The organism is Streptomyces sp. NPDC006235 (assembly GCF_040613735.1).
Lineage (GTDB): Bacteria > Actinomycetota > Actinomycetes > Streptomycetales > Streptomycetaceae > Streptomyces.
In genome coordinates this window covers 1-24,709 of record NZ_JBEXSR010000007.1, presented here as the reverse complement: position 1 = coordinate 24,709, position 24,709 = coordinate 1, and the positions used below count along the sequence as shown (strand labels likewise).

The 24,709-nt window shown below is 71.6% G+C and carries 24 protein-coding genes and 1 tRNA gene; 14 read left to right on the top strand and 11 right to left on the bottom strand.

Going from position 1 to position 24,709, the window contains the following annotated elements; translation table 11 throughout:
* Positions 1-13: 13 nt before the first annotated feature.
* Entirely contained in the window at positions 14-706 is a 693-nt protein-coding gene (locus ABZ192_RS11045; protein ID WP_356924211.1) for an HAD-IA family hydrolase, read from the bottom strand.
* Between the two features lie 184 nt (positions 707-890).
* A complete protein-coding gene (locus ABZ192_RS11040; protein WP_356924210.1) occupies positions 891-1,472 on the bottom strand; it encodes a TMEM165/GDT1 family protein in 582 nt (193 codons plus the stop codon).
* Positions 1,473-1,871: 399 nt separating this feature from the next.
* Here ABZ192_RS11040 and ABZ192_RS11035 point away from each other — a divergent pair, with 399 nt between their 5' ends.
* The 5 genes from ABZ192_RS11035 (at position 1,872) to ABZ192_RS11015 (ending at position 7,719) form a co-directional block, all read left to right on the top strand.
* The gene (locus ABZ192_RS11035) at positions 1,872-2,516 is read left to right on the top strand and encodes an HNH endonuclease family protein (protein ID WP_356924209.1); all 645 of its coding nucleotides are present in this window, start codon (positions 1,872-1,874) and stop codon (positions 2,514-2,516) included.
* 100 nt (positions 2,517-2,616) lie between these two features.
* Positions 2,617-4,254, top strand: coding sequence for an alkaline phosphatase D family protein (locus tag ABZ192_RS11030; protein ID WP_356924208.1), 1,638 nt, complete (start codon positions 2,617-2,619; stop codon positions 4,252-4,254).
* Positions 4,255-4,436: 182 nt separating this feature from the next.
* Positions 4,437-6,350 carry an FAD/NAD(P)-binding protein gene (locus ABZ192_RS11025; RefSeq protein ID WP_356924207.1) on the top strand — a complete coding sequence of 638 codons (1,914 nt, stop codon included), beginning with the start codon at positions 4,437-4,439 and terminating at the stop codon, positions 6,348-6,350.
* Between the two features lie 80 nt (positions 6,351-6,430).
* Entirely contained in the window at positions 6,431-6,883 is a 453-nt protein-coding gene (locus tag ABZ192_RS11020; protein ID WP_356924206.1) for a DoxX family protein, read from the top strand.
* Between the two features lie 239 nt (positions 6,884-7,122).
* On the top strand, positions 7,123-7,719 hold the full coding sequence (locus tag ABZ192_RS11015) for a VTT domain-containing protein (RefSeq protein ID WP_356924205.1): 597 nt from the start codon (positions 7,123-7,125) through the stop codon (positions 7,717-7,719).
* A 35-nt stretch (positions 7,720-7,754) separates the two neighbouring features.
* Here the strand turns inward: ABZ192_RS11015 and ABZ192_RS11010 are convergent, their stop codons facing one another.
* A complete protein-coding gene (locus ABZ192_RS11010; RefSeq protein ID WP_356924204.1) occupies positions 7,755-7,997 on the bottom strand; it encodes a DUF2277 domain-containing protein in 243 nt (80 codons plus the stop codon).
* Between the two features lie 102 nt (positions 7,998-8,099).
* Here ABZ192_RS11010 and ABZ192_RS11005 point away from each other — a divergent pair, with 102 nt between their 5' ends.
* The gene (locus ABZ192_RS11005; protein ID WP_356924203.1) at positions 8,100-9,020 is read left to right on the top strand and encodes a 2-dehydropantoate 2-reductase; all 921 of its coding nucleotides are present in this window, start codon (positions 8,100-8,102) and stop codon (positions 9,018-9,020) included.
* 70 nt (positions 9,021-9,090) lie between these two features.
* Here ABZ192_RS11005 and ABZ192_RS11000 read toward each other — a convergent pair whose 3' ends face one another.
* Positions 9,091-10,134 carry an NAD(P)-dependent alcohol dehydrogenase gene (locus ABZ192_RS11000; RefSeq protein WP_356924202.1) on the bottom strand — a complete coding sequence of 348 codons (1,044 nt, stop codon included), beginning with the start codon at positions 10,132-10,134 and terminating at the stop codon, positions 9,091-9,093.
* A 94-nt stretch (positions 10,135-10,228) separates the two neighbouring features.
* Here ABZ192_RS11000 and ABZ192_RS10995 point away from each other — a divergent pair, with 94 nt between their 5' ends.
* The 3 genes from ABZ192_RS10995 (at position 10,229) to ABZ192_RS10985 (ending at position 12,133) form a co-directional block, all read left to right on the top strand.
* The gene (locus ABZ192_RS10995) at positions 10,229-10,816 is read left to right on the top strand and encodes a TetR family transcriptional regulator (RefSeq protein ID WP_356924201.1); all 588 of its coding nucleotides are present in this window, start codon (positions 10,229-10,231) and stop codon (positions 10,814-10,816) included.
* Between the two features lie 107 nt (positions 10,817-10,923).
* Positions 10,924-11,277 (top strand): hypothetical protein, encoded by a 354-nt coding sequence (locus tag ABZ192_RS10990; RefSeq protein WP_356924200.1) that lies wholly within the window; start codon positions 10,924-10,926, stop codon positions 11,275-11,277.
* A gap of 199 nt (positions 11,278-11,476) precedes the next feature.
* Entirely contained in the window at positions 11,477-12,133 is a 657-nt protein-coding gene (locus tag ABZ192_RS10985) for a hypothetical protein (protein WP_356924199.1), read from the top strand.
* Positions 12,134-12,219: 86 nt separating this feature from the next.
* Here the strand turns inward: ABZ192_RS10985 and ABZ192_RS10980 are convergent, their stop codons facing one another.
* Positions 12,220-12,636 carry an HAD family hydrolase gene (locus ABZ192_RS10980; protein ID WP_356924424.1) on the bottom strand — a complete coding sequence of 139 codons (417 nt, stop codon included), beginning with the start codon at positions 12,634-12,636 and terminating at the stop codon, positions 12,220-12,222.
* A gap of 352 nt (positions 12,637-12,988) precedes the next feature.
* On the opposite strand from ABZ192_RS10980, the gene ABZ192_RS10975 reads away from it, so the two are divergent.
* Positions 12,989-13,186 carry a hypothetical protein gene (locus ABZ192_RS10975; protein ID WP_356924198.1) on the top strand — a complete coding sequence of 66 codons (198 nt, stop codon included), beginning with the start codon at positions 12,989-12,991 and terminating at the stop codon, positions 13,184-13,186.
* A 308-nt stretch (positions 13,187-13,494) separates the two neighbouring features.
* Here the strand turns inward: ABZ192_RS10975 and ABZ192_RS10970 are convergent.
* Positions 13,495-13,566 (bottom strand) — tRNA-Val (locus ABZ192_RS10970).
* Between the two features lie 200 nt (positions 13,567-13,766).
* Between ABZ192_RS10970 and ABZ192_RS10965 the strand changes: the two genes are divergently transcribed.
* Positions 13,767-14,630 carry a DUF4097 family beta strand repeat-containing protein gene (locus ABZ192_RS10965; protein ID WP_356924197.1) on the top strand — a complete coding sequence of 288 codons (864 nt, stop codon included), beginning with the start codon at positions 13,767-13,769 and terminating at the stop codon, positions 14,628-14,630.
* A gap of 74 nt (positions 14,631-14,704) precedes the next feature.
* Positions 14,705-16,105, top strand: a complete 1,401-nt coding sequence (locus ABZ192_RS10960; protein WP_356924196.1) for a hypothetical protein — start codon at positions 14,705-14,707, stop codon at positions 16,103-16,105.
* Between the two features lie 19 nt (positions 16,106-16,124).
* On the opposite strand, the gene ABZ192_RS10955 is transcribed toward ABZ192_RS10960, so the two are convergent.
* From ABZ192_RS10955 to ABZ192_RS10945, 3 genes are read right to left on the bottom strand one after another with little or no spacing between them, the layout of a single operon-like run.
* Positions 16,125-17,279: an amidase domain-containing protein gene (locus ABZ192_RS10955; RefSeq protein WP_356924195.1), complete on the bottom strand. Its 1,155-nt coding sequence runs from the start codon at positions 17,277-17,279 to the stop codon at positions 16,125-16,127.
* Positions 17,280-17,336: 57 nt separating this feature from the next.
* On the bottom strand, positions 17,337-18,617 hold the full coding sequence (locus tag ABZ192_RS10950) for a hypothetical protein (protein ID WP_356924194.1): 1,281 nt from the start codon (positions 18,615-18,617) through the stop codon (positions 17,337-17,339).
* A 55-nt stretch (positions 18,618-18,672) separates the two neighbouring features.
* On the bottom strand, positions 18,673-20,829 hold the full coding sequence (locus tag ABZ192_RS10945; RefSeq protein ID WP_356924423.1) for a transglycosylase domain-containing protein: 2,157 nt from the start codon (positions 20,827-20,829) through the stop codon (positions 18,673-18,675).
* A gap of 247 nt (positions 20,830-21,076) precedes the next feature.
* On the opposite strand from ABZ192_RS10945, the gene ABZ192_RS10940 reads away from it, so the two are divergent.
* Entirely contained in the window at positions 21,077-21,301 is a 225-nt protein-coding gene (locus ABZ192_RS10940; RefSeq protein ID WP_356924193.1) for a zinc ribbon domain-containing protein, read from the top strand.
* A gap of 57 nt (positions 21,302-21,358) precedes the next feature.
* On the top strand, positions 21,359-22,126 hold the full coding sequence (locus tag ABZ192_RS10935) for a DedA family protein (protein WP_356924192.1): 768 nt from the start codon (positions 21,359-21,361) through the stop codon (positions 22,124-22,126).
* Here the strand turns inward: ABZ192_RS10935 and ABZ192_RS10930 are convergent.
* Positions 22,047-22,856 (bottom strand): HAD family hydrolase, encoded by an 810-nt coding sequence (locus ABZ192_RS10930; RefSeq protein ID WP_356924191.1) that lies wholly within the window; start codon positions 22,854-22,856, stop codon positions 22,047-22,049. The genes ABZ192_RS10935 and ABZ192_RS10930 overlap by 80 nt on opposite strands.
* A partial coding sequence (locus tag ABZ192_RS10925; RefSeq protein WP_356924190.1) for a cysteine protease StiP domain-containing protein occupies positions 22,856-24,709 on the bottom strand: 1,854 nt, incomplete at its 5' end. The genes ABZ192_RS10925 and ABZ192_RS10930, both read right to left, overlap by 1 nt.

Genomic DNA, 24,709 nt, shown 5'->3' with positions numbered 1-24,709 from the left:
ACGACGACGCCCCTCATCCGACAGCCGACGCGCGTCCCTCTCCCGATGTCCCGATGTGCAGCCGGATCGTCCCGTCCCCCACGGCCTCCACACGCACCCGCGTCAGGTCGTCCACCACCACATCCGGCTCGTGGAACGCGGCCCGGGGCCCGACCCCGACCACCGTCATCCCCGCGGCGCGCCCCGCAGCGATCCCGGCCCCGGAGTCCTCGAAGACCACACAGTCCGAGGGCGCCACACCCAGTTCGGCGGCGCCCTTCAAAAAGCCCTCCGGATCCGGCTTGCTCGCCCCGACGGACTCCGCGGTCACCCGCACCTCGGGCAGGTCCAGCCCGGCCGCGGCCATCCGCGCCGTCGACAGCGGAACGTCGGCGGAGGTCACGAGCGCGTGCGGCAACCCCCGCAGCGAGGCGAGGAACTCCGGCGCTCCGGGGATCGGGACGACACCCTCGGTGTCGGCCGTCTCCTCGGCGAGCATCCGGGCGTTGTCCGCGTGATTCTGCTCCATCGGCCGGCCGGGCAGCAGCAGCGCCATCGACGCGTAGCCCTGCCGCCCGTGGACGACCTTCATGACCTCGTCCGGGTCGAGCCCGTGCCGCTCGGACCAGCGTCGCCAGACGCGTTCGACCGAGGCGTCGGAGTTGACGAGGGTGCCGTCCATGTCCAGCAGGAGGGCGCGGGCGGTCAGCGCGGCGGTGGCCGTCATCGGCAGCTCCAAGGCTCAGGGCGCGGACGAGGGCGCACGGCAGCCCCCGGGAGGGACAAGGCGGCCCCGCCCGCCGGTCAGGGAAAACGGGCGGGAGCCACTTTGTTTCTCCACGGTACAAAACAATCCCCGGATCGGCCAGGGCCTCCCGCAGACCTTCACTCGCCGTTCAGCTCGCCGCGGCTCACCCGGCCACGGCCTCCCACAGGCTCCACACCCCGAGAGCGAGCATCACCAGCGCCGCGACCTGCGTGATCAACCGCAGCGGCACCTTCCTCATCAGCGCCTTTCCGCCGACGATGCCGATCCCGGCCACCGCCCACAGCGCGAGCACCGCGCCCAGGCCGACGGAGAGCGGGTCGTCGTAGCGGGCGGCCAGGTTCGCCGTCATGATCTGCGTGAGATCACCGAACTCGGCGACCAGGATGAGCATGAACCCGGCTCCCGAGACCTTCCAGAAGGACTGGTTCTCCGGCTTGCGGACCTCCTCCTCGTCCTCGCCCTTCTTCAGCAGCAGGACCGCGGCCCCGCCCAGGAAGAGCACGCCCGTCAGCGCCTGCACGATCTGCTGCGGCAGCAGCGTCAGCACACTGCCCGCCGCGACGGCGAGCGCGACGTGCAGCGCGAACGCGGCGGCGACACCGGCGAAGACGTAGGAGGCGCGATAGCGGGTGCCGAGGACGAGTCCGGCCAGGGCGGTCTTGTCCGGCAGTTCGGCGAGAAAGACGACGCCGAAGACGACGGCCGTCACGGTCAGGCTGATCAAGGGTTCCTCAATCGGTCGGGGCTGCCCCACCGAGAGTGCTGGATCCTCACACACGACACCTCGGCACGGCAGCACACTCGGCACCCGTGCCGTGGGGCACGGGCGTGCACTGCTTGCCGAAGGTCTCGCTGGCGGGCCCCCTGGACGGACCAGTAGGACCTGCCTCCGGGCGCCGGCTCAGACGAGCTGAGCAGTATGTCGACGGTCCGGCGAAGAGCTACTCCCCTTCTGCGCCGTCCATGGTACGCGACAGCCCTGGAGCGAAAAGTTCCGCCTTAAAGCTTGTCATGTCATGCACGCGTCACTAACTTCTCACCGGGCGCACACCTCCCCGCAACACGGCGCGACGAGCATTCCCTCGCTCGCAGCCCAACGCCCCCACCCCACAAGGGAGTTCGCATGCCGAAGTTCTACGCGCGTCGACGGCTCAGCATACTCGCGGGCCTCACCGGTCTCATAGCCTCGGCCGGGCTTCTCAACGGCCCGGCCGCCTCCGCCGCCCTGCCCACCCCCGTCAGCGGGGCCACCGCCCGCTCCTACCTCGCCTCCCTCACGGTGGCCACCGAGGACCGCACCGGCTACAACCGCGACCTCTTCCCGCACTGGATCACCCAGTCCGGCGCCTGCAACACCCGCGAGGTCGTCCTCAAGCGCGACGGCTCGAACGTCCAGCAGGACTCCTCCTGCGCCGCCACCAGCGGCAGCTGGTACTCCCCCTACGACGGAGCGACCTGGTCCGCCGCCTCCGACGTCGACATCGACCACCTGGTCCCGCTGGCCGAGGCCTGGGACTCCGGCGCCGACTCCTGGACGACCTCCCGCCGCCAGTCCTTCGCCAACGACCTGACCCGCCCGCAGCTCATCGCCGTCACCGACAACGTCAACCAGGCCAAGGGCGACCAGGACCCGGCCACCTGGATGCCCTCCCGGACGGCGTACCGCTGCACCTACGTCCGTGCCTGGGTCCAGGTGAAGTACTACTACGGCCTCTCGGTCGACTCGGCCGAGAAGTCCGCGCTCCAGACCCACCTCGCGAACTGCTGACAGGTCGCGAACCGCTGACACGCGCGAAGTCGCGCGCCGGAACCTCCCCGCCGGCCTCCGTCGTTCCGTACCGTACGGGGCGACGGAGAGGGGATCGGCGATGGCCGGACTGCGGCTCGGACCGCTGCTGAGACACACCGACGGCTCGTCCGCGACCGTATGGGTCGAGACGAGCCGTCCGTGCACGGCCGCGGTGCGCTGCGCCGACGGCGCCGGCGGCACGACCTCGACCTTCCAGGTCGCGGGCCACCACTACGCGCTGGTCCCGGTGACAGGCCTCACGGCCGGTACGACCACGACGTACGAGGTCTTCCTCGACGGCACCCGCGTGTGGCCGCTGCCCGAATCCCCCTTCCCGCCCTCGGCGATCCACGCGCCGGGCAGCGAGGGCGGCCTCCGGGTCGCCTTCGGCTCCTGCCGCTGGGCCGCCCCGCCGGCCGGCGGGCACGACCCGGTGGGCCCCGACGCCCTGGACGCGCTGGCCACCCGCCTCGTGGCCGACCCGGAGGGCGAGCGCCCCGACGTCCTGCTGCTGCTCGGCGACCAGGTGTACGCCGACGAGACCTCCGAGACGACGCAGCGCTGGCTGGCGGCCCGCCGCGACCTGGACGAACCGCCGGGCAACGGGGTCGCGGACTACGAGGAATACACGCACCTCTACTACGAGTCCTGGCTCGACCCCCGCATCCGCTGGCTGCTGTCCACCGTGCCCAGTTTCATGATCTTCGACGACCACGACGTCATCGACGACTGGAACACCTCCGCCGCCTGGCTCGCCGACATGCGGGCCACCGACTGGTGGCGGGAGCGGCTGCTGAGCGGCCTGATGTCGTACTGGGTCCACCAGCACCTGGGGAACCTCTCCCCGGCGGAGCTGGCGGCCGACCCGGTGTACGAGGGCGTCCGCAAGGTCCCGGACGGCACCGACGTGCTGCGCACCTTCGCCGCCCGGGCCGACGCCGACCCGGCCACGGCCCGCTGGAGCTACCGGCGCGACTTCGGGCGCGTGCGCCTGCTGATGGTCGACAGCCGGGCCGCCCGCGTCCTCGACGAGGACCGCCGCGCGATGCTCGATCCGGGCGAGGAGGCCTGGCTGCGCGAGCAGGTACTGGACAGCCCCGGGTCGTACGACCACCTCCTCCTCGGCACCTCGCTGCCCTGGCTGCTGCCGCACCTGGTGCACGACGCCGAGGGCTGGAACGCGGCGCTGTGCCGGGGCGCACGGGGTGAGCGCTGGGCGCGGTTCGGGGAGAAGGTGCGGCGGGCCGCGGACCTGGAGCACTGGTCGGCGTTCCCCGAGTCGTTCGCCGGGCTGGCGGAGCTGATCGCCGAGGCCGGCTCGGGGCGGGACGCCCCGGCGACGGTGTGCGTGCTGTCGGGGGACGTGCACCACGCTTACATCGCCGAGCCCTCGTGGCCCGGGCGGGGCCCGGACGCCCGGGTGGTGCAGCTCGTCTGCTCGCCCGTCCACAACTCCGTCCCGGCGTCGATCCGGATGGGCTTCCGCATCGGCTGGAGCGCGGTGGCCCGCGGGCTGGGCCGCGGTCTCGCCCGGCACGGACGCCTCCCCCGGCCGCCGGTCGGGTGGCGCAAGACGGGCGGCCCCTGGTTCGGAAACCAGCTCATGACGCTGACCCTGCGTGGCCGTTCGGCGCGGCTGCGACTGGAGCAGGCGCGGACGCGGGAGGGGAAGGGCCCGCGCCTGACGACCCTCCTGGACTCCGAACTTGCCCCGTAACCGATGCGTTCCGCCCGTTTGCTGCACCGGTGACCGTGATGCTCGTGACGCGCCCCACAGCGGGGTCAATCCTTCGCCACGGTCCTCGGTTCCCGCTCCCGGCGACGGCATGATGAGGCGGACCGTCCGCTTCCCCACCGACGGACCGCCGATCGCGCCCCACACGCCCGGGAGTCCCGCCCTTGCCTGCGCCGACCGCAGAATCCGCACTGTTCTCCGTCGCCCTGGTCGGTGCCGGCCCGCGCGGAACCAGCGTCCTGGAACGCCTCTGCGCCTCCGCCCCTGAGCTCCTCCCGCCCGGAGCCCGGCTGACGGTGCACGTGATCGACCCGGACCCGCCGGGCCCGGGCCGCGTCTGGCGTACCGACCAGTCGCCCGAGCTGCTGATGAACACCGTGGCCTGCCAGGTGACCCTGTTCACCGACGACAGCGTGGACTGCTCGGGCCCGATCCGCCCGGGCCCGAGCCTGCACGCGTGGGCGCGCGGCACGCTCGGCCCGGACGAGTACCCGACCCGGGCGGAGTACGGCCGTTACCTGGAGTGGGTGTTCGCGCAGGTCGTACGGGACGCGCCGGCGGCCGTCCGCGTCGAGACACACCGGGCCCGGGCGGTACGGCTCGACGACGCCTCCGACGGCCACCAGGCCCTCACCCTCGACGACGGCCGCACCCTGACCGGCCTGTCCGCCGTGGTCCTGGCCCAGGGGCACCTGCCGGCGACCGCCGACCCGGGCCTGCGGCGCCAGGCCGCCCACGCCGCACACCACGGCCTGCGCCACATCCCGCCCGCCAATCCGGCCGACATCGACCTGTCCCGCGTACCGCCCGGCGAGCCCGTCCTGCTGCGCGGCCTCGGCCTCAACTTCTTCGACCACACGGCCCTGCTGACGACCGGCCGCGGCGGCCGTTTCGTACGGGACGCCCAGGGCCTGCGCTACCTCCCCTCCGGCCGCGAACCGCGGCTGTACGCCGGGTCGCGGCGCGGCATCCCGTACCAGGCGCGTGGCGACAACGCGAAGGGGGCGTACGGCCGGCACGACCCCCTGGTCCTCACACCGGACGTGATCGCGGGCTTCCGCAAGCGCGCCGACTCCGGGGAGGCACCCGATTTCCTGGCGGAGATATGGCCGTTGGTCGCCAAGGAGGTGGAGACGGTGTACTGCACCGCGCTGCTGCGGCGGGCCGGCGCCTCCGCGCGGCAGTGCCGGGAGTTCACCGGTCACTTCCTGTCCGTACCGCACGGAGATCCCCAAGAGGCCGTACTGCTGGACCGGTTCGGTGTGGCGGACGCCGACCGCTGGAGCTGGGAGCGGATCTCCCGGCCGTACACCGGGCGGGAGTTCGCCCACCCCGGCGAGTGGCGTGACTGGCTGCTGTCGTACCTGCGCGAGGACGCCGCGCAGGCCGCCCTGGGCAATGTGCGCGGCCCGCTGAAGGCGGCCCTCGACGTGCTGCGCGACCTGCGCAACGAACTCCGGCTCATCGTCGACCACGGCGGCCTCGCGGGCGCCTCCCGCCGGGACCACCTGGACCGCTGGTACACCCCGCTCAACGCCTTCCTGTCCATCGGCCCGCCCCGGCGCCGCATCGAGGAGCTGGCGGCCCTGGTGGAGGCGGGGGTGGTGCGGGTGCTCGGGCCGCGCCTGAAGGTGACGGAGGCGGACGGGGCCTGGGCGGCGCACTCGCCCGATGTGCCGGGTTCGGCCGTCCGTGTGAGAACCCTCATAGAGGCCCGTCTGCCCGAACCCGACGTGCGGAAATCAGCCGATGGGCTCCTCGCGGAGCTGCTGCGGACCGGGCGGTGCCGTCCGCACACCGTCGACGGTTATGAGACAGGCGGGTTGGATGTGACACCGCGCCCTTATTATCTGATAGACCGTCAAGGAGTCCCGCATACCAGGCGGTTTGCCTTCGGAGTGCCGACGGAGGGCGTGCACTGGGTGACGGCGGCAGGGGCTCGTCCGGGTGTGGATTCGGTCATGCTTTCGGACGCGGACGCGGTGGCGAGAGCCGCCCTACGTGCGGTTGCGGCGGAAAATGCGCCCCAACGACAGGTGAACCAGTGGCCAAATGTTGAACTTGCAAGCATCTATTAGGCACTTCTAACGTGGGTTACTCATCGGTTCTGTCCCCCGACCGGCCCTCCCCAGGCCGGCCGACCGAAGGAGACCCCCACATGACCGCACGCCTGAACGGCGCGCAGCCGTACGCTCTCGGACTGTTCCGGATCGTCATCGGCCTGCTCTTCGCCTGCCACGGCGCCGTCGCGCTCTTCGGTGTCCTCGGAGGCGTGGACGGCAAGGGCGGTACCGCGGCGACCGGAGCCTGGCCGAACTGGTACGCGGCCGTCATCGAACTCGTCGGCGGCACCCTGGTCCTGCTGGGCCTGGGCACCCGCGCCGCGGCGTTCGTCGCCTCCGGCGCGATGGCGTACGCGTACTTCAAGGTCCACCAGCCGCAGGGCCTGTGGCCGATCGAGAACAGCGGCGAGGGCGCGGCCATGTACTGCTGGTCCATGTTCCTGCTGATCTTCACCGGTTCCGGCGCCTTCGGCGTGGACCGGCTGCTGGCCAAGCGCACCTCGGCGCAGGGCCGGCAGGCCACGGACCAGACGCCGGTGGCGGCCTGAGCCGCGGCTCGGACCGTGCACCTCGGAGCGTGTGCCTCGGACCGTGCACCTCGGAGCGGCGCCTCCCCTCGTGAGGGGAGGCGCCGCTTCCGTGTATGCGGGGAGTTTCCGTGCCGAACCCCCCGTGAACGGCTCGTCACACCCCAGGCGTACGCTGTATGGCTGTCATCGGCCACTCCTGCCGCTCCGCCGCGCCATCGCGGCACGGTCTGGCCCACGGGGGACCACGGGGAGTTGCGGTGCTGGAGCATGTCGGGTCGCTGTTCGGCAGCCCATGGATCTACGCGGTGGTGACCCTGTCCGTCCTGCTCGACGTGTTCCTGCCGGTGCTGCCCAGCGGCGTCCTGGTGATCACGGCGGCGACGGCGGCGGCCGCGGGCACGGCGGCCGACGTGCCCGACATCCTGGTGCTGACCCTCTGCGCGGCCACCGCCTCCGTACTCGGTGACCTCGCCGCGTACCGCCTCGCCTGGCGCGGCGGCGACCGGCTGGACCGGGCGATCTCCCGCTCCCGGCGCCTGACCACCGCGCAGGAACGTCTCGGCACGGCCCTCGCACGGGGTGGCGGCGCCCTCGTCGTCCTCGCCCGCTTCGCGCCCGCCGGCCGCTCGGTCGTCTCCCTCGGCGCGGGCGCCGCCCACCGCCGCGCCCGCGACTTCCTCCCCTGGTCGGCCCTGGCGGGCCTCACCTGGGCCGTGTACAGCGTCGCCCTCGGCTACTTCGGCGCCCACTGGCTGGGCGCGAGCTGGCTGGGGACGGCGGTGTCGGTGGCGGCGCTGTTCGGGGCCGGGGCGGGGGCGGCGTACCTGATGCGCAGGGAGCCGCGGGTGTCGTAGGGCGGGGCGTTCGGGGGGCCGGCCGGCCCTGGTCGTCAGGCGGCGCTGGAAGGTGTCCGCTGGGCCCCGGCGCCGCGGATCTCCAGCCCGTCCAGCAGCTCGGCCGTGGCCTGCGCGACGGCCTCCACGGCGCGGTCGAACACCTCCTGGTTGTGAGCGGCGGGGGCGCGGAAACCCGACACCTTCCGCACGTACTGCAACGCGGCTGCCCGGATGTCCGCTTCCGTGGCCTCTTCGGGCAGGGCGGGCGGACGCAGGGTCTTGATACTCCGGCACATGCCCCCAGTCTCACCCTTTCGCCCCCCGTACGACAGCGACACCTGCCAAGATCTTCTCGAGGCGGCCACCACCGTGGGGCCGACCGACGAGAGGAACCCGACATGGGCAACGAACTCACCGTGGCCGTCCTGGGCCCCGGCGGCGTGGGCGGTCTGCTCGCCGCCCTGCTCTCCCGCGCCGGCCACCGGGTGATCTGCCTGTCCGGCGAGGAGACGGCCCGTACGCTGCGCACGGACGGTATCCGCGTCCGCAGCGCGCACTTCGGCGACTTCGCGACCCGGGTCGAGGCGGACACGCAGCTGCGCGAACCTGTCGACGCGTGCCTCGTGGCCGTCAAACACACCGCCCTCGACGCCGCCCTGACGCGCGTCCCCGCGGCCGCACTGGCCGACGGACTCCTCGTGCCGTTCCTGAACGGCGTCGAACACCCGGCGACCCTGCGCGCCCGCTACCGCCCCGACCGCGTCGCCCCCGCCGTCATCCGCGTCGAGTCCACCCGCGTCGCCCCGGGCGTCATCGAACACGGCAGCCCTTTCGCGGAGATCGACCTGACCGGCGCCGAGGTGCCCCGGGCCCGCCTCGACACCCTCGCCGAGGCCCTCACCGCCGCCGGCCCGGTCACCCGGGCCCAGGACGACGAGACGGCGGCCCTGTGGGCGAAGATGTCGTTCCTGGCCCCCATGGCCCTGCTGACCACCCGCTACGGCGTCCCTCTCGGAGACGTCCGCACCCGTCACCGCGACGAACTGAGCGCACTGGTCGAGGAGACGGCCGCGATCAGCCGGGCGTGCGGCGGCCCGGCGGACCCGGCGCAGTCCCTCGCCCGCTACGACGCCTTCCCACCGTCGATGAAATCCTCGATGCAGCGCGACGCCGAAGCGGGCCGGTCACTCGAACTGGACGCCATCGGCGGCGCGTTGCTCCGCGCGGCCGAGCGGCACGGCGTACCGGCTCCGGTGACGGCCCGCGTGGTGGGCGAGCTGTCCGCCGGCCCGGGGGCGCAGGCCCCGGGCAGAGGCTGATCCGGCCTGGCGCCGCGAAAGCCGACCGCAGCGGCGGTGAGGACATGAAGGCAGTGGCCCGGAGCGCCGTTCAGTCCAGGTCGGACATGTCGAGGACGAAGCGGTAGCGGACGTCGTTGCGCCGGAGACGGTCGAGGGCCTCGTTCACGCGCGCCGAGGGGAGCAGTTCGATGTCGGCGGTGATGCCGTGCTCGGCGCAGAAGTCCAGCATGGCGGCGGTCGCCGGCCTGCCGCCGCTGCCTGCGGAGCTGAGCTTCTTGCGTCCGATGAGCAGGTCGGTGGTCTCCACGGTGACGGGTCCCAGGTACCCGACGTGGCTGAGCGTGCCGTCCATGGAGACCAGGCGCAGGTAAGGACCGAGGTCGTGGGGGGCGGAGATGGTGTCGATGACGACGTCGAACCGGTCGCGGGCATCAGCCATCTGTTCAGGGTCGGTGGAGACGATGAGCCCCTGGGCGCCGAGACGACGCGCGTCGGTGGCCTTGTCCGCTGAGCGGCTGATGACCGACGTGTCGGCGCCGAGCGCCACGGCCATCTTGACCGCGAGGTGGCCGAGGCCGCCCAGTCCCGCCACCGCGACGCGCGTCCCCGGCCCCACGCCGAGGGCGCGCAGCGGCTCCCAGACGGTGATCCCGGCGCAGAGCAGAGGAGCGGCAGCGGCCGGATCCAGACCGACGGGAAGGAGGTAGGCGAAACGGTCGCGGACGACGTACTCGCGGGAGTAGCCCCCGAGTGTGGCCGATCCGTCGTGCCGATCGACACCGCCGTAGGTCAGGGTCGGGAAGGCGTGGCAGAAGTTCTCCTGGCCGGTCCGGCACATGGCGCACTCGCCACAGGAATCGACGATGTTGCCCACCGCGACCGGGTCGCCGACGGTGAAGCCGGTGACCGCGGGTCCGGTCTCGGTCACCACGCCCGTGAACTCGTGCCCCGGCACCAGAGGCCGGTCTCCCTGACCGTCCCGGGCGCCGACGGCGTGCAGATCGGAGTGGCAGACACCGCAGAAGTCCACCCGGACCGCGAGGTCGTCGGGGCGCAGATCGCGCCTCTCCAGTGGCGTCAGCCGCAACGTCGTCGACGGACCGTCCACGTGCCAGCCGATGGTCTTCCTCATGACGCCTCCTCATAGACAGACTGGTCGGTCTATTTGAGACTAGGGCATCTGGAGAGCGAGGCAAACCAACTGTTCTGTTTGGTAGCTTGGGAGCATGGCAGAGCAGCCCCTGACCTCGCGCGGAGCCGCGACGTACCAACGCATCATCGATGTCGCGACCCAGGAGTTCGCCGAGCACGGAATCGCCGGCGCGCGCGTCGAGCGGATCGTGGCCGCCGCACGCACCAACAAGGCGCAGCTCTACGCCTACTTCGGCAGCAAGGAAGGGCTCTTCGACGCCATCTTCTTCGGCTCGCTCGAACGGATCGTCAATGTCGTCCCGATCGACGCCACCGACCTCGCGGACTGGGCCGTACGCCTCTACGACGAGTACCTCCGCCGCCCCGACCTCATCAGGCTGGCCACCTGGGCACGCCTGGAGCGACGCCCGGCCGGCCACCTGGTCGACGACCGCGACCGCCTCGACGACCCCAAACTGCGCGCCATCGCCGAGGCCCAAGCCGCCGGCCTGGTGCGCCAGGGAGATCCGTTCGACCTCATGGCCGTCGTCATCGCCATGTCCATGGCGTGGTCACCGGTCAGCAATGTCTACGCCGCGACCGCACAGGAGCCCCCCGAGCGGCATGAGCAGCGTCGCGCCCTGCTCCGCGACAGCGTCCGCCGCGCGATGGCAGCCGACTGAGGCCGGTCGGGCGGCAGCCCGCCAACTGGAGCGCTCGGTCACGCCAGTTCGCAGGAACCACGGGAAGGAACTCGCCTGGCCAATTCGAACAGGCGTATCATTGGGCCGTGGCAACGACCTATGACTTTCCGAGTGACCTCCTCGCCGGTCAGGAGGAACTCCATCAGGTCCGGGCCGAACTGTCGGCCCTGCTGAAGCGCCTCCCCTGGTCGGTCGAACCCCTGGACGGCTTCAGCGACGACAACGGCTGGCGCAAGGTGGAGCGCCCCGCCTCCCCCGGCTGGACAGCCGACGAACAGGCCGAAGTGGAGAAGCTCCGGCGGCGAGAACACGAGCTCGCGGTGTTCATCAGCACCCACCGCTACTGGTCCGAACTCTCCGGCCCCGAGCGGGTGGCGGCCCGCTCGGAACTGAAGCACGCGCACGAGGCTCCGCCGGAGGGGACGGACGGAGCGCCGTAGCGGCCATACACCCGAAGAAGCGCCCCGGGCCGATGTGAACCCGGGGCGCTTCTGACGATCCTCACCACGGGCCGCAGAGCCATATGCCTGGAAACGAACGCAACACACCCATTCGTGTCACAGGAACATCACTCTGCATCCACATGGCCTTCACGAGGCGCATGATGCTCCCTCAGCACCTGCACCACTGGGGGACACCATGATCAAGCGCACCACCACAGCCGCACTCATCGCGGCCGCCCTGCTCACACTCACCGCCTGCGAGGGCACCGACACGAGCAGCGGCAACGACTCCAAGACCGGCCAGGGCAACAGCTCCAAGCCCAGCCAGGGCAGCGACGACAAGGCCGCCACCAGCAACGACACCACGAAGGCCGAGACCGCCTCCCTGCCCGACATGACCGGCAAGGGCCTCCAGTCCGCGCAGGACCAGGCCCAAGAGGCAGGGTTCTACAGCCTCACCTCGCACGACGCCCTCGGCCGCGGACGCATGCAGGCGTTCGACCGGAACTGGAAGGTGTGCTCCCAGACTCCGAAGGCCGGCAAGCACTCCACCGACACCAAGGTCGACTTCGCCACGGTCAAGCTCGAAGAGGACTGTCCGGCCAAGGACGAGGGCGCCGCCCCTGAGGCGGCCGGCGGCTCGATGCCCGACTTCAAGGGCAAGGCCGTCAAGGTCGCCCGCCAGAGCCTCGACGCTTCGACGAGCATCACCGTCAACGATGCCTCCGGCCAGGACCGCATGGTCCTCATGGAGTCGAACTGGAAGGTGTGCAGCCAGGAGCCCGCCGCCGGCGCAAAGCTGGACGGTCAGCCGGTGACGCTCACAGCGGTGAAGTTCGAGGAATCCTGCTGACCTGACTCCCCCCGTCGGCGGTGGCGGCTGGGTGGTTCACCCGGCGAGGGCCCCCTCTCGGCCTTCGGGCGGGAGGGGGCCCTTCGTCATGCCTGGATCGCCGCGCACGCCCGGCCGGTGTCCTCCAGCCCGTCCAGCACGACATGGGCGCCGGCGTCGCGCAGGTCACTCGCCGAGGCCCGGCCCGTCGCTACCGCGACCACCCGAACGCCGGCGTCACGCCCTCCCGCGACGTCCGCAGGGGTGTCCCCTAGGAACACTGCACTCTTCGGCGACACTGCCGCCCGCTTGAGGGCCGCGTGCAGCAGCTCGGGGCGCCCCTCCCCATCCTCCCCGTACGCCCCGTCATCGAGCCGCAGGTAAGCGTCGAGGCCGAATACCGCGAGCTTCACCTCGGCAGCCTGACGCACGCTGCCCGTGACGACCGACTGCCGCACACCCCGCTCGTCGAGTGCAGCAAGCACCGCGGCGGCGCCCGGCAGGGCATGACCTCTCTCGCGCAGCTCTGCCGCGCGGCGGACGTGTACAGCGCCGAGCGCGTCAGCGAACCGAGTGAACAGGCCCTCGTCATAGTCGACGTCGTACAGCCGGGCCGTCTTCCTCCATCAACGTGTGGTCGATGTGCCACAGCACCAGCTCAGGCACCAGCGCCTCCCCCCTTCACGAACTCCCGGTCCCCACGCAGCGGGCACCCTACGCTCATGACAAGGAGCAAGGAGTAGGCGCATGGTTGCAGCAGACCTCCCCATCGGGGACCGGATCAGGCACTACCGCGGCGGGCGCTGACAGGACGCGGTCGCCGGCCTGGTCGGCATCTCGCCCGACCACCTGTCCCAGATCGAGCGCGGCCTCAAGGTGCCGTCCCTGCCTGGGCCGCTGCTCGGCGGCGGGGTGAACTTCATGCTGGCGCGGCCGCATCAGGCGCCGCCGCTCGGCCTGCTCCCCGACCTCGACGAGGGCAAGGAACGCGAGACCGGCACCGGGGCCGATGTATTGAGCAACTGGACCTCCCGGTTCGTAGTGCAGCTCGCCGTGCCGGGCCACAACGGCTGACGATCCAGCGGAACGGACGCAGCGAGGACGTCCTGATCGACATCGAGACCGGCTCGTGGGCTGCGGTGTACCAGGACGGTGGCCGTTGGCTTGTCAGGCAGGACGGCCCTGAGGCTCTGTGGGACCACGTGGAAGAGCAGGTCGGGAGTTGGCGCGCGGCCGGCGCGCCGATGGCGGAGGAGTTCACCGTCACCGTCACGCCGGAGGGCCAGACCATCAGCTGGTGATCACTCTTTGTGGACTTCGATCACAGGAGAGGCCCTCCAAGGTGATCCCTGGAGGGCCTCTGACCTGCTGCTCGCTACCGGTGGGCGCGGACGGTTTCGAACCGCCGACATCCTGCTTGTAAGGCAGGCGCTCTACCCCTGAGCTACGCACCCGGCTCCCGGGCCATGTGCCCAGGACGAGTCGACAGCCTACATTGCCCGGGGCACGGTCCCGCAAACCAGATCCGCGGGTCGGCCCGGGGGTTAACCCCACCGTCGTTCCGGGAGTGGTCCGGATCCCCCGGCAGGCCCCTGAATCCATACGGTCGTAGAGCGCTCGAAAGCGCTCGCCGTCCGTCCAGGGGGAGATCGTCATGACCCGCACCACTCGCACTGCCGGCACCACCGGCACCACCCGCACCGTCTCGGCCCGCGCGGTCGCCGTCGCCGGTGCCGTCGTGGTGCTCGTCGCCGGTCTCAGCGCCTGCGGCGGCGCGTCCGCGGGGGACGACACCGACCCCGACCGCCGGTCCTTCGACCTCCGGAGCCGCACGCTCACCGTCGACTCCGACGACTCGGCCCTCGAGATCGTCGCCGCCGACAAGAACCCGGAGGGCAAGATCGAGGTCACCCGGTGGTTCCAGGGCTCGGTCGTCGTCGGCAAGGAGCCCAGGGCCACCTGGTCCATGCGGGACGACCGGCTGGTGCTGCGGCTGAAGTGCTCCGGCTTCGTCGTCGACTGCTCGGCCAAGCACCGCATCGAGGTTCCGCGGGGCGTCACCGTGCAGGTCAAGGACGACGACGGCAGCGTGCGCGCCCACGGCTTCCGGGACCCCCTGAACATCCGCACGGGCGACGGCTCGGTCCGCGTCACCGACACCACCGGCCCTCTGGACATCCGCACGGGTGACGGCTCCGTCCGCGTCACCGACACCTCTGGCCCCCTTCGGATGCGCACCGGCGACGGATCCATCCGGGCGGACGTCTCCTCCCGTGACGTGCGCACCCGCACCGGCGACGGCTCGGTCCGCCTGGAACTCGGCGCCGTACCGGACCGCGTGGAGTCCCGCAGCGGCGACGGTTCCGTGACCATCGCGCTGCCCAAGGCCCCCTACCGCGTGACCACCGAGACCGGTGACGGCGGCGTGGATGTGTCCGTCCCCCGCGACGAGAGCAGCTCCCATGTGGTGTCCGCCCACACCGGTGACGGCAAAGTGACGGTCCGCACGGCGAACTAACCGGCCCGTGTGTTCGTCCTTAACCGGTGGGAGAATGACACCGGGCAGGGTGGACCACAGCACGGGAGAGGGATGTGACGGCGACTCCAGCGCAGCCGTACTCGCCGTCGCTGCCGCGCGCACACCGCCCGCGCCGCCGCCTCCCCCGCACCCCGGGCCCGGTCCGTGACGCGCTCACCCTGATGGGACTGCCCCTGCTGGCCGCGCTGGCGCTGCCCGCCGCCTTCGCTGGCGGAGGCACCCGGCGCTGGTTCGGTGGCCGGGCCGAGAGCCAGCGGGCCGAGGCACAGGCCGCGAAGGACGCCGCCGCGGCCGCCTTCTACGAGCTCGACACCGCGCAGCGCGATCTGCGCATCTCGATCGAGACGATCACCGCCGTCGACAGCTCCCCCGCCGCCCGGCGCGCCGTCGCCGACTTCGACGCGCTCGGCCGGCGCATCGACGAGGCCAGCCACCAGTACATCAACGCCGTCGACGCCCACGACCTCGACCGCGACGACCTGGAAGCCTCGTCCGCCGCCCGCGCCCGCACCGAGCTGACCGCCGCCAAGGAGGAGCTCGGCCGGGTCAAGCAGGAGCTGGACCGGTTCACCGAGGGCCTCGGCCCGCTGCTCGGCAAGGCCGAGACCCAGCTGGCCCGCCTCGCCCCGGCGGTCGAGCGCGCCCGGCAGGCGCTGCTCGCCGCCTCCAACGCCCTCGACTCCGTACGGGGGACAGGGCTGAAGGCCGATGACCTCGCCGCCCGTCTCGCCGCCCTGTCCCCCGAGCTCACCAAGCTGAACCAGGGCGCCGGGCAGCATGGCGTGCCGCAGACCCTGGAGCGGGCCGAGCGGGTCACGCGCGGCGCCGAGGCGGTCCGCGCGGAGGCCGAGCGGCTGCCGGAGCGCGCCGCCGAGATCGATCACCGGCTGGTCTCCCTGCGCACCCGCGCCCAGGCCCTCACCACCCGCTCCGAGCAGGTCGACCCGATCCTGAGCGAACTGCGCCGCCGCTTCACCGTGGCCTGCTGGCAGGACCTGCAACGCGTCCCCGACGTCGCCGCCGAGAACGTGCGCCGGGCGGAGACGAAACTGGCCGAGGCCCAGTCCGCCCGCGACGAGCAGCGCTGGGCCGACGCCACGGCCCTGCTGTCGACCGTACGGGCCCTGCTGAACACCACCGACGAGGCCGTCTCGGCCGCCGGCGACCGCCTGCACCGTCTGAACGCCGTGCAGAAGGACCCCCAGCAGGAGATCGAGCGCACCCGCTTCGCCATCCGCGACGCCCAGCGCCTGGCCATGGCCGGCCGCAACACCCCCGACCCGCGCCACGCCCGCCCGCTGGACGACGCGGTGTCCCGCCTGGAACGCGCCATCGCCACGCTCGACGGCCGCCACCCGGACTACTGGCACTTCCTCACGGAAACGGAAGCGGTCCGCCGGGCCGTGTCCCGCGTGGTGTCCGAGATCCGTGAGGAGCGAGGGGCCGGACACTGAGCCCCGCCCCCGTCCGGTCTCAGGTGCGGTAGGCGTAGTAGTACGCGTTCGGGTACGACGCGACGAGGCTCGCCACCGACCTGCGGAGGGTGTTGTTGGAGTGGTAGGTCACGTACGGCACACCGCCGCTCCTGTACGTGACGATCATGGTGTGGTCCTTGGACCCGTCCCTGTCGAAGTCGATCTGGAGGACGTCACCCACCTCGAGCTGGAAGACGTTGGCGAGCGGCTTGGTCCGCTTGGAGTTCTGGGCGAACCATGACCACTCGTTGACGCCGACGAAGGAGTCCGACTGGATGTCGGCGTTGCCGAACCACTTGGTGTAGTCGTACACGTAGCCGGGGGCGTGCTTCCAGCCGCCCGCCTTCAGGGACTGGCTGACGAAGTTGGTGCAGTCACCGCCGGCGCCGTGGCCGCTGAAGTCCGGGTAGTCCTTGTTGTAGACGTTCCAGTACTTCTCGGCGTAGGCCGCCATGGCCTTGTAGTCGTACGTCGTGCCGGTCTTCGGGGCGGCGGCCGGGTTGCGGGTGGTCGCCGCGCGCGGGGCGTTCGGCATGGTGTCGGCGGTGGTGGCCGCCTTGACGGGGGCCGGCTTGGAGAGCGTGTTCACCGCGAGACCGCCCTGGTCGGTGTCGCGGACGCCCGTCAGCCGCCAGTCGCCCTGCCGGTCGGCCTTGAAGGTCAGCTCGTGCCGGGCCTGGAATCCGGTGGTCTTCGGCGCGTCGCCGCGGGTCCGGGCGTAGGTCAGGGTCGTGGTCTCCGTGACCTCCGCCTTGGCCGTGCGGCCCGTCACCCGGGTGGCGTTCAGGGTGACGGTGGTGCGGGCGTCGCGGTACGTCTCGCCGGCCTTCGCCAGCTTCTCCTTGCGCTGCCCCAGCGCGGAGCGGGTGGCGTCCTCGGTGCGGGCCGCGCCGGAGGACAGCGCGACGTCACCGGTGAAGCCGTCGGTCAGCGGCTTGTCCGCGCCGGCCTGCCCGCCGTCGACCAGGGCGTTGGTGCGGTCGGTGAAGACGGCGTCCGCCAGCCGCTGGAAGGTGGCCCTGGTCCGCGCGTCCACCGTCGGATCGTCGCTGACCGCCGCGCCCGCGCTCCAGTTGGGCAGCAGGGCGACTCCGGCGACGACCGAGGTCGCCGCGGCGCCGACTATCGTGACGCGCCGCCGCGTCCCGCTCAATTTCCTGGATCTCACTGGTGTTTCCCCTCTTGTTGCGTCTGTTGCTTCCGAACCTGGTCACTTCACGACCGTCGACCAGTCGGGTGACTGCGCCGGGTCCAGGCCGCGGAGCCGCTGCAGGGTTGCGGGCTTCTGCACGTCGAGCCAGTCGGCCAGTTCTCTGAAGGACACGCACTTGACGTCCTTCTTCGTGCACATGGCCTTGACGACCCGGTCGACGGCCCGCATGTAGATGCCGCCGTTCCAGTCCTCGAAGTGGTTCCCGATGAACAGCGGGGCGCGGCTGCCGTAGTACACGCGGTTGAAGCCGGACATGTAGGAGGCGACGGTTTCCTCTTCCCACTGGGGGTACTTCGCCGGGTCACCCTCGATCTCGCCCTCGGACTGGTTGTAGAGGAAGTTGAAGTCCATCGACAGGCCCTGGTACTTGCCGCCCTCGTAAGGGAGCATCTGCAGCGGGAAATCCCACATGCCGTTCTTTTTGCGGGGCCATATCTGGAAGTCGCCCGCGGAGCTTGCGTCGTAGCGCCACTTGTAGTCCTTGGCGGCCTTCAGCAGGTTCTCCTGGCCCTCGAGGCAGGGCGCCCGGCCGCCGGTGACCTCCTTCCTGAAGTCGAACGGCAGCGGGTCGACGTCCCGGAAGCCGGTGTTGGTCTTCCACTTCTCGGCGAAGTCGTAGAACTGGTCGATCTCGCTCTTCCACTCCGCGACGCTCCAGTCGCCGCCGCCCTTCTTGCCGCAGAAGTGGCCGTTGAAGTGGGTGCCGATCTCGTTCCCGTCCTGCCAGGCCTTGCCGAGCTGCTCCAGCGTGGTGCGGATGTGCTCGTCGGTGGCGAAGCTGATCGCCGCCGAGCCCTTGGAGTGCTGGGGCGGGGTGTAGAGGTCCTTCTTGCTCTTGGGCAGGAGGTAGATGCCCGTGAGGAAGAAGGTCATGTGGGCGTCGTACTCCTCGGCCAGCTCCCGGTAGTGCGCGAAGAGCCCGTCGTCGCCCTGCAGCGCGCCGTCCCAGGAGAAGACGACGAACTGGGGCGGCTTCTCGCCCGGTTTGAGCGGCACCGGCTTCAACTGGTTTTTCGGAGGACCCGTGTAGGAGGTGGAGCCGTCCCCGAGGACCTTCGTCCTGCCGTCCCACTCGGGTTCCCGGTCCGGCTTCGCGGAGGGCAGCTCCTCGCGGGCCCCGGAGGAGGCGGTGGGGGTGGTGGTGTCCGAGCGGGTCAGGATCAGATAGCCCGCGACCAGGGACGCGACGACGAGGACGGCCGCCAGGGTCAGCATCCCCGCAGGCGCGGTGCGGCGGGGGGCGCGGGGTCGTCGGCGGCGGCCGGAGGGCTGTGTCATGCGCGGCTCATTCTGCGAGGGGGGTGGGGGGTATGGGGCGGTGCCGGGCGCGGGATCAGCCGATGCCGCGGGCACCGGAGAAGATGCGGTACGGGACGCTGTCGTCGAGGGAACCCGCGATCCCCTTCAGCGGCAGGGGTTCGAGGCTCTTGGAGAGGTCGATGCGGTAGGCCACCACGGCGGTCGACACGGAGTCGGCCGTGCCGACGTACCAGGCGGCGGTGTCGTTCTGCGTGGTGCCGGCCTTCCCGGCCACCGTGGCGGTGGTGGCCGCCTGCGGGCGGGCGGTGCGGAAGGCGTCGGTGAGGGCGGACTGGACCGCCTCGGCCACGGTCGCCTTCACCGCGCGGCGGGACGCGGGCTTCGCCAGCGCGACCTCGGAGCCGTTGCGCGTGATCCGGGCCACCGAGTACGGCTCGACGTGCTTGCCGGCGGCTGCGAACGTGGCGTAGCCGCTCGCCATGCGGATCGCGCTGGGCGTGGCACTGCCCAGGGACATCGCGGGTACCTGCGGGCCGAAGCTGGAGGAGAGCAGGCCCGCCCGCTGGGCGGTGTCCCGCACCGTGTCCAGGCCGGTGTCCATGCCGAGCTGCATGAACGGCGTGTTCACCGACAGGGCGAGCGCCCGGCTCAGGCTGATCCGCCCGTACGACTTCCTGCCGTCGTTGTGGGAGATGACCTTCTTGCCGCCGCGGTCCCAGTAGGGACCCTCGGGTGTCGTGACGGCGATGCCGTCGTCCCCGTCGTACAGCGTCTGCGGGGTCACCTCGGTCGCGGGGCCCTCACGGGTCTTGTGCACCCCGTTCTCCAGGGCGGCGGCGTAGACGAACGGCAGGAAGGCCGAACCGGCGGGGACGGTGGTGGCGTTCGACTCGTTGAAGCCCTGTTCGCGATGGTCGGGGCCGCCGTGGAGGGCGAGGATGCGCCCGTCGGTGGCCACCGAGGCGGCGCCCAAGTGCAGGGACTTCGCCTTGGCCGGGTCGTCCTTCCGCGCCTGCTTGCGGGCCTTGTCGACGGCGTCGGTGAGCGCGGTCTCCTGCTTGCGGTCGAAGGTCGTGTAGATCTGGTAGCCGCCGAGGTCGAACTCCCTGGCTGAGAGGTGCGCCGCCTTCTTGGCGTACTGGGCGGCCAGTTCGACGAGATAGTCGCTCTGCTTGCCGGTGTCGTACCCGGGCGTTCGCTTCAGCGGCTCGGGGAACTCCTTGTACCGGGCCCGCTCGGACTTCGACAGCGCGCCGGTGTCGACCATGCGGTCGAGGATCCAGGACCAGCGCTCCACCGCCCGGGCGTGGTTGGCCTCGCTCAGGGCCGGGTCGTAGAGCCCCGCGCCCTTGAGGAGGGAGGCGAGGAACGCGGCCTCGCCGGCGTCGAGTTCGCCCACGTCCTTGCCGTAGTAGGCCTGGGCGGCACGCTGGATGCCGTAGGTGCCGCGGCCGAACCAGCTCGTGTTGAGGTAGCCCTCGAGGATGTCGTCCTTGCTCATCTCGTTGTCGAGCTTGAGGGCGAGCATCGCCTCGGTGAACTTGCGGCCCACCGAGCGGTCCTGGTTGAGGTAGACGTTCTTGACGTACTGCTGGGTGATGGTGGAGCCGCCCTGGGTGTCCCCCTGGCCGAGGGTGCGCCACAGGGCGCGGGTGAGGCCGCTGAAGGATATGCCGGGGTCGCTGTAGAAGCTCGCGTTCTCCGCCGCCAGCACCGCGCCCCGGACGTCCTCGGGTATGTCCTTCAGGGGCATCTCCTGCCGCCGTACCCAGCCGGTGCGGGCCATGGGCGTCCCGTCGGACCAGAAGTAGACGTTGTCCTGCTGGGTGGCGTACGAGTTGAGGTTTTCCGGGATGTCGGTGGCGGCGTAGGCGGAGCCCAGGAGGGCGACGGTCAGGCCGGTGAACGTCAGCGCGGCGCCGAGCCACTGCCGCCAGGAAGGCACCCAGCGGCGCCAGCCGGTGCGGTCGGCGTGCGGGTAACGGGGGCGGAGGCGGTGGGCGTGGGACCCGACGCGGGTGACGAATCGGTTCAGCCCGGGGCCTGCGGCCGGGATCCGGGACAGGAGGGAAGGCCGGGGGGCCCTGCGCCGGTGGCGCGACCTGCCGGATGCGCTGCCGTCCGGGGCCGTGGCGGAGGACGGGTTCGCGTTGTCGGTGGCGGCCGCTTCGACGGTGCGTAAGAGCACGGTCTCGTCCGCGTTCATGGAAGCGGGGACCTTCAACTGCATGGTCTCGTCCGGTTCCCGCCCAGCCTTGTGCACGGCTTGTCTCCCTCCCCCTCACGGTGGTGCGCGCGCGGAAGGGCATGGCTGCCGTGGTCGACGGCAACGAACCCTGTGTCCCCCGCCTTGCGGCTCCTCGTGGCGATCGAAAACTATCAGCGGTCTTTACAGGTCCTCCACACCGGTACGGCAAGAGTGATCAAAAGGAATCCCGAAGGGCGGTATTTCCGCCGGCGCGGATTAGTCTGTCCCTATGCCTCGCTACGAGTACCGCTGCCGGACCTGCGGTGACACCTTCGAACTCAGCCGCCCCATGGCCGAGTCCTCCGCCCCCGCGGCCTGCCCCTCGGGGCATGACGACACGGTGAAGCTCCTCTCCACGGTCGCGGTCGGCGGCTCTGCCTCCGCCCCGGTATCGGCGCCCCGCTCGAGCGGTGGCGGTGGGGGCGGCTGCTGCGGAGGCGGCTGCTGCGGCTGACGCTTCTCCGCAGCCTTCCTCAGGAGTCCTTCAGCTTCGGTTCCCTAGCGTGGCGGCATGACAGCCATCGCAGCGGACGCCGGGCCGCAGTGGGTCAACGACCTGATGGACGCGCTGGGCGCGCCGGGCGCCGGTCTCGCCATCGCCCTGGAGAACCTGTTCCCGCCACTGCCCAGCGAGGTGATCCTGCCGCTCGCCGGGTTCGCCGCGTCCAGCGGGCGGATGGGCCTGCTCGCGGTCCTGCTGTGGACGACGGCCGGTTCGGTGATCGGCGCCCTCGCGTTGTACGGCATCGGTGCGCTGCTCGGTCGTGACCGGACGGTGGCGATGGCGGCCCGGCTGCCGCTGGTGAAGGTCTCCGACATCGAGCGGACGGAGGCGTGGTTCCTGCGGCACGGCACCAAGGCCGTGTTCTTCGGCCGCATGATCCCGATCTTCCGCAGCCTGATCTCCGTCCCGGCGGGCGTGGAACGCATGCGCCTGCCGGTGTTCCTGGGGCTGACCACGCTGGGCAGCGCGATCTGGAACACGGCGTTCGTCCTCGCGGGCTACCTGCTCGGCGCGAACTGGCACCAGGTGACGGACATGGTCTCCGCCTACTCGAAGGTGGTCCTGGCGGTGGCTGCCGTGGCAGTGGCGGCGTTCATCGGAGTACGGCTGCTGCGACGCCCCAAAGGGGCGCGGGGAACTGCGCGACAAGCCACCGCGACGCCGCACCCGCACGACGACCAGGACACCCGAGCTCTCAGGCGCCCCGCACTGCCCCCAGAAACTCCCGCAGGATCCGCTCCCCCGCCAGCACACCCCGCTCGGGAAGCGCCCTGATCGCCGGAGCCGTCCAGTCGCTGTCGGCCAGTTCCCCGTGCCCCGGGCGCCAGCCCTGGTCGGCCGCGAGGAGCAGGTCGGCGTCGAGCAGGGAGTCACCGGCGGCCAGAGTGAGGTCCGCGCCGGTCCGCCGGGCGACCTCGCGCATCGCCGCGCTCTTCGTGAGCGGCTTGGGCACGGCGTAGATCTTGCGGCCCTGGAGGGACACGGTCCAGCCGCGGTTCTCCGCCCAGACCGCGAGTTCCTTCACCCAGTCCTCGTCGAGCAGTTCACGCTCGACGACGAGGTAGGCGAAGAGGTCGTCGGCGACGCGGTGCTTGCGCACCCAGACCGGGTCGGCGGCCCTCAGCAGGTGTTCCTGCACCTCGGCCAGGGGCGCGCACTGTTCGGCCAGCCGCGCGGTCACAGTTGCGTGCCAGTCGGGGTCGGACACGCCGTCCACCAGGATGTGGCCGCCGTTCGCGCAGATCGCGTAGGTGGGCGCGGGGCCCGGCAGGTTGATGCGCAGGTACTGCTTGCGCGTGCGGGTCGTCGTCGGCACGAAAACGGCCGCGTCGCCCAGGTCGGTGAGGAGCTGCGCCGCCGTCTCCGTCATGTACGACAGCGGTCTGCTCTCGTGCACCTCCACGCACAGCAGCCGTGGGGCCCGCGCGTCCGGCATCGTCAGCGCCAGAGCGGCGGCGGAGTAGATCAGGGTGCGGTCGAGGTCGCTCGCGACAAGTGCGGGCATCAGGCGGTCACCGCCTTGCCGTCGGCACCGGTCGCGCCCCGGGTGTACTTGGGGTGGATGAGGCCGACGCAGGTGTAGGGCAGGTCGGCCACCTCCTCGACGGGCACGCCGCGTTGCCCGGCCAGCAGGCGGACGTGGTCGAGGTCGCTGCCCGCCCCGGCGCGTGCCAGGACCTTCCAGGGCACGCGGCGCAGCATGACGCGGGTGGTCTCGCCGACGCCGGGCTTGACGAGGTTCACGTCGTGGATGCCGTACTCCTCACTGATGCGCTCGACGGCGGCCCAGCCCTCCCAGGTGGGCGAGCGGTCGGCGGCGAGTAGTTCCTTGGCCTGGGCGAAGGCCGCGTCCGCGACCTCCGGGAAGCGGGCGGAGACGGCGTCCAGGAAGGCCACTGAGACGTCGGTGCCGGCGAGTTCGCGGTAGAACTTGGCGCCGTGGAAGTCGTGCGGTCCGACCAGGTCCGCGCGCAGCACGGTCCGCGAGATCAGGCCGGACACGGTCGAGTTGAGGCAGGCGGAGGGGATGAGGAAGTCCTCGCGGGTGCCGTAGGTGCGGACGCAGGAGCCCGGGTCGGCCAGGACCGCGATCTGGGGGTCGAATCCGGTGATGCCGTCGGACTGCTCGAACTCCTCCAGGGCCTGGGCGAGTTCGCGGGTGATGGCGCCCTTGCCGGTCCAGCCGTCGACGAAGACGACGTCCCGGGGGTCGTGGTGCCCGGCGAGCCAGCGCAGGGCGTTGGCGTCGATGCCGCGGCCGCGGACGATCGACACGGCGTAGTGCGGCAGGTCGAGCCCGTGCCGGTGCTGGGCCCAGCGGCGCATGAGGATGCCGATCGGGGTGCCCGCGCGGGCGAGGGAGACCAGGACCGGGCGGGGCGACCGCTCGGCCAGGACGGTCTCGGTGACCACGCCGACCGCCTGGGCGATGCGGGCCGCCGAGTCCTCCAGCGCGGCGTGGAACAGCTCCTGGTACTGCTCGCTCGGCTGGTACTCCACGGGCAGCGACTCGGCGTAGTGCGCGCCGCCGCTCTGGATCGCCTCCTCGCGCTCCTCGGTCGGCGCCTCCAGCGTCACGTCCGAGAGGTCCTGGAGCAGCCAGCCGACCTCCTCGGGCGCGTACGAGGAGAAGGCGGGGCCGCGGAGGGGCTCGGGCAGCATGGAGGGCCTTTCGGGGGCGTGCGGGGCCTCGGGGACGTACGACGGTACGACGGCGAGGAGGACCTCGGGGGTGTGCGCGGCGAGCTGGGCCAGCAATCCGTCGGGCGCGTGCAGCGGGGGCGTGTCCGCGGCCGAGTCGACGACGGCGATCACGGCGTCGTAGCCGGCACCGGCGACGTTGTAGGCGTACCGCTCGCCCGGGCCGTCGGCGGGGTCGTCGTGGGCGGGGAAGCGCAGGCGGGTGCGTATCGCGTAGCCCGGGTCGTCGACGGCGAGGACGGGCGAGCGCGTGGTGGTCGAGTAGCGCACGTCAGCGCCGACCGCCTGTTCCAGCTCCCGGGCCAGCCTGAGCGGGGCGTACATCAGCTCCTCGAAGCCGAGGACGAGCACGCGGCGGGCATCGGCGGGCAGGGCGTCCGCCAGGCGGCGGGCCATCGCCGGGAGGGCGTCCTCCAGGCGCTCGCGATGCGCGGGGGTGAACCCGTGCCGGCCGCCGTCCGGCAGGTCGGCGGGCCAGTGCAGGTCCACGCGGGTGACGTGGGGGTCGGTTCCGTTGCCGTCCGGGTGCGGGCCGGTGGGGGCTGGTCGCGCAGTTCCCCGCGCCCCTTGAGGGCGTTGCGTACCCTGTACACCGACTGGGAGCGGGTCGCCGGCGACTGCCTGGCCGCCCTGCGCCTGACGCCGGACGCCACCCGA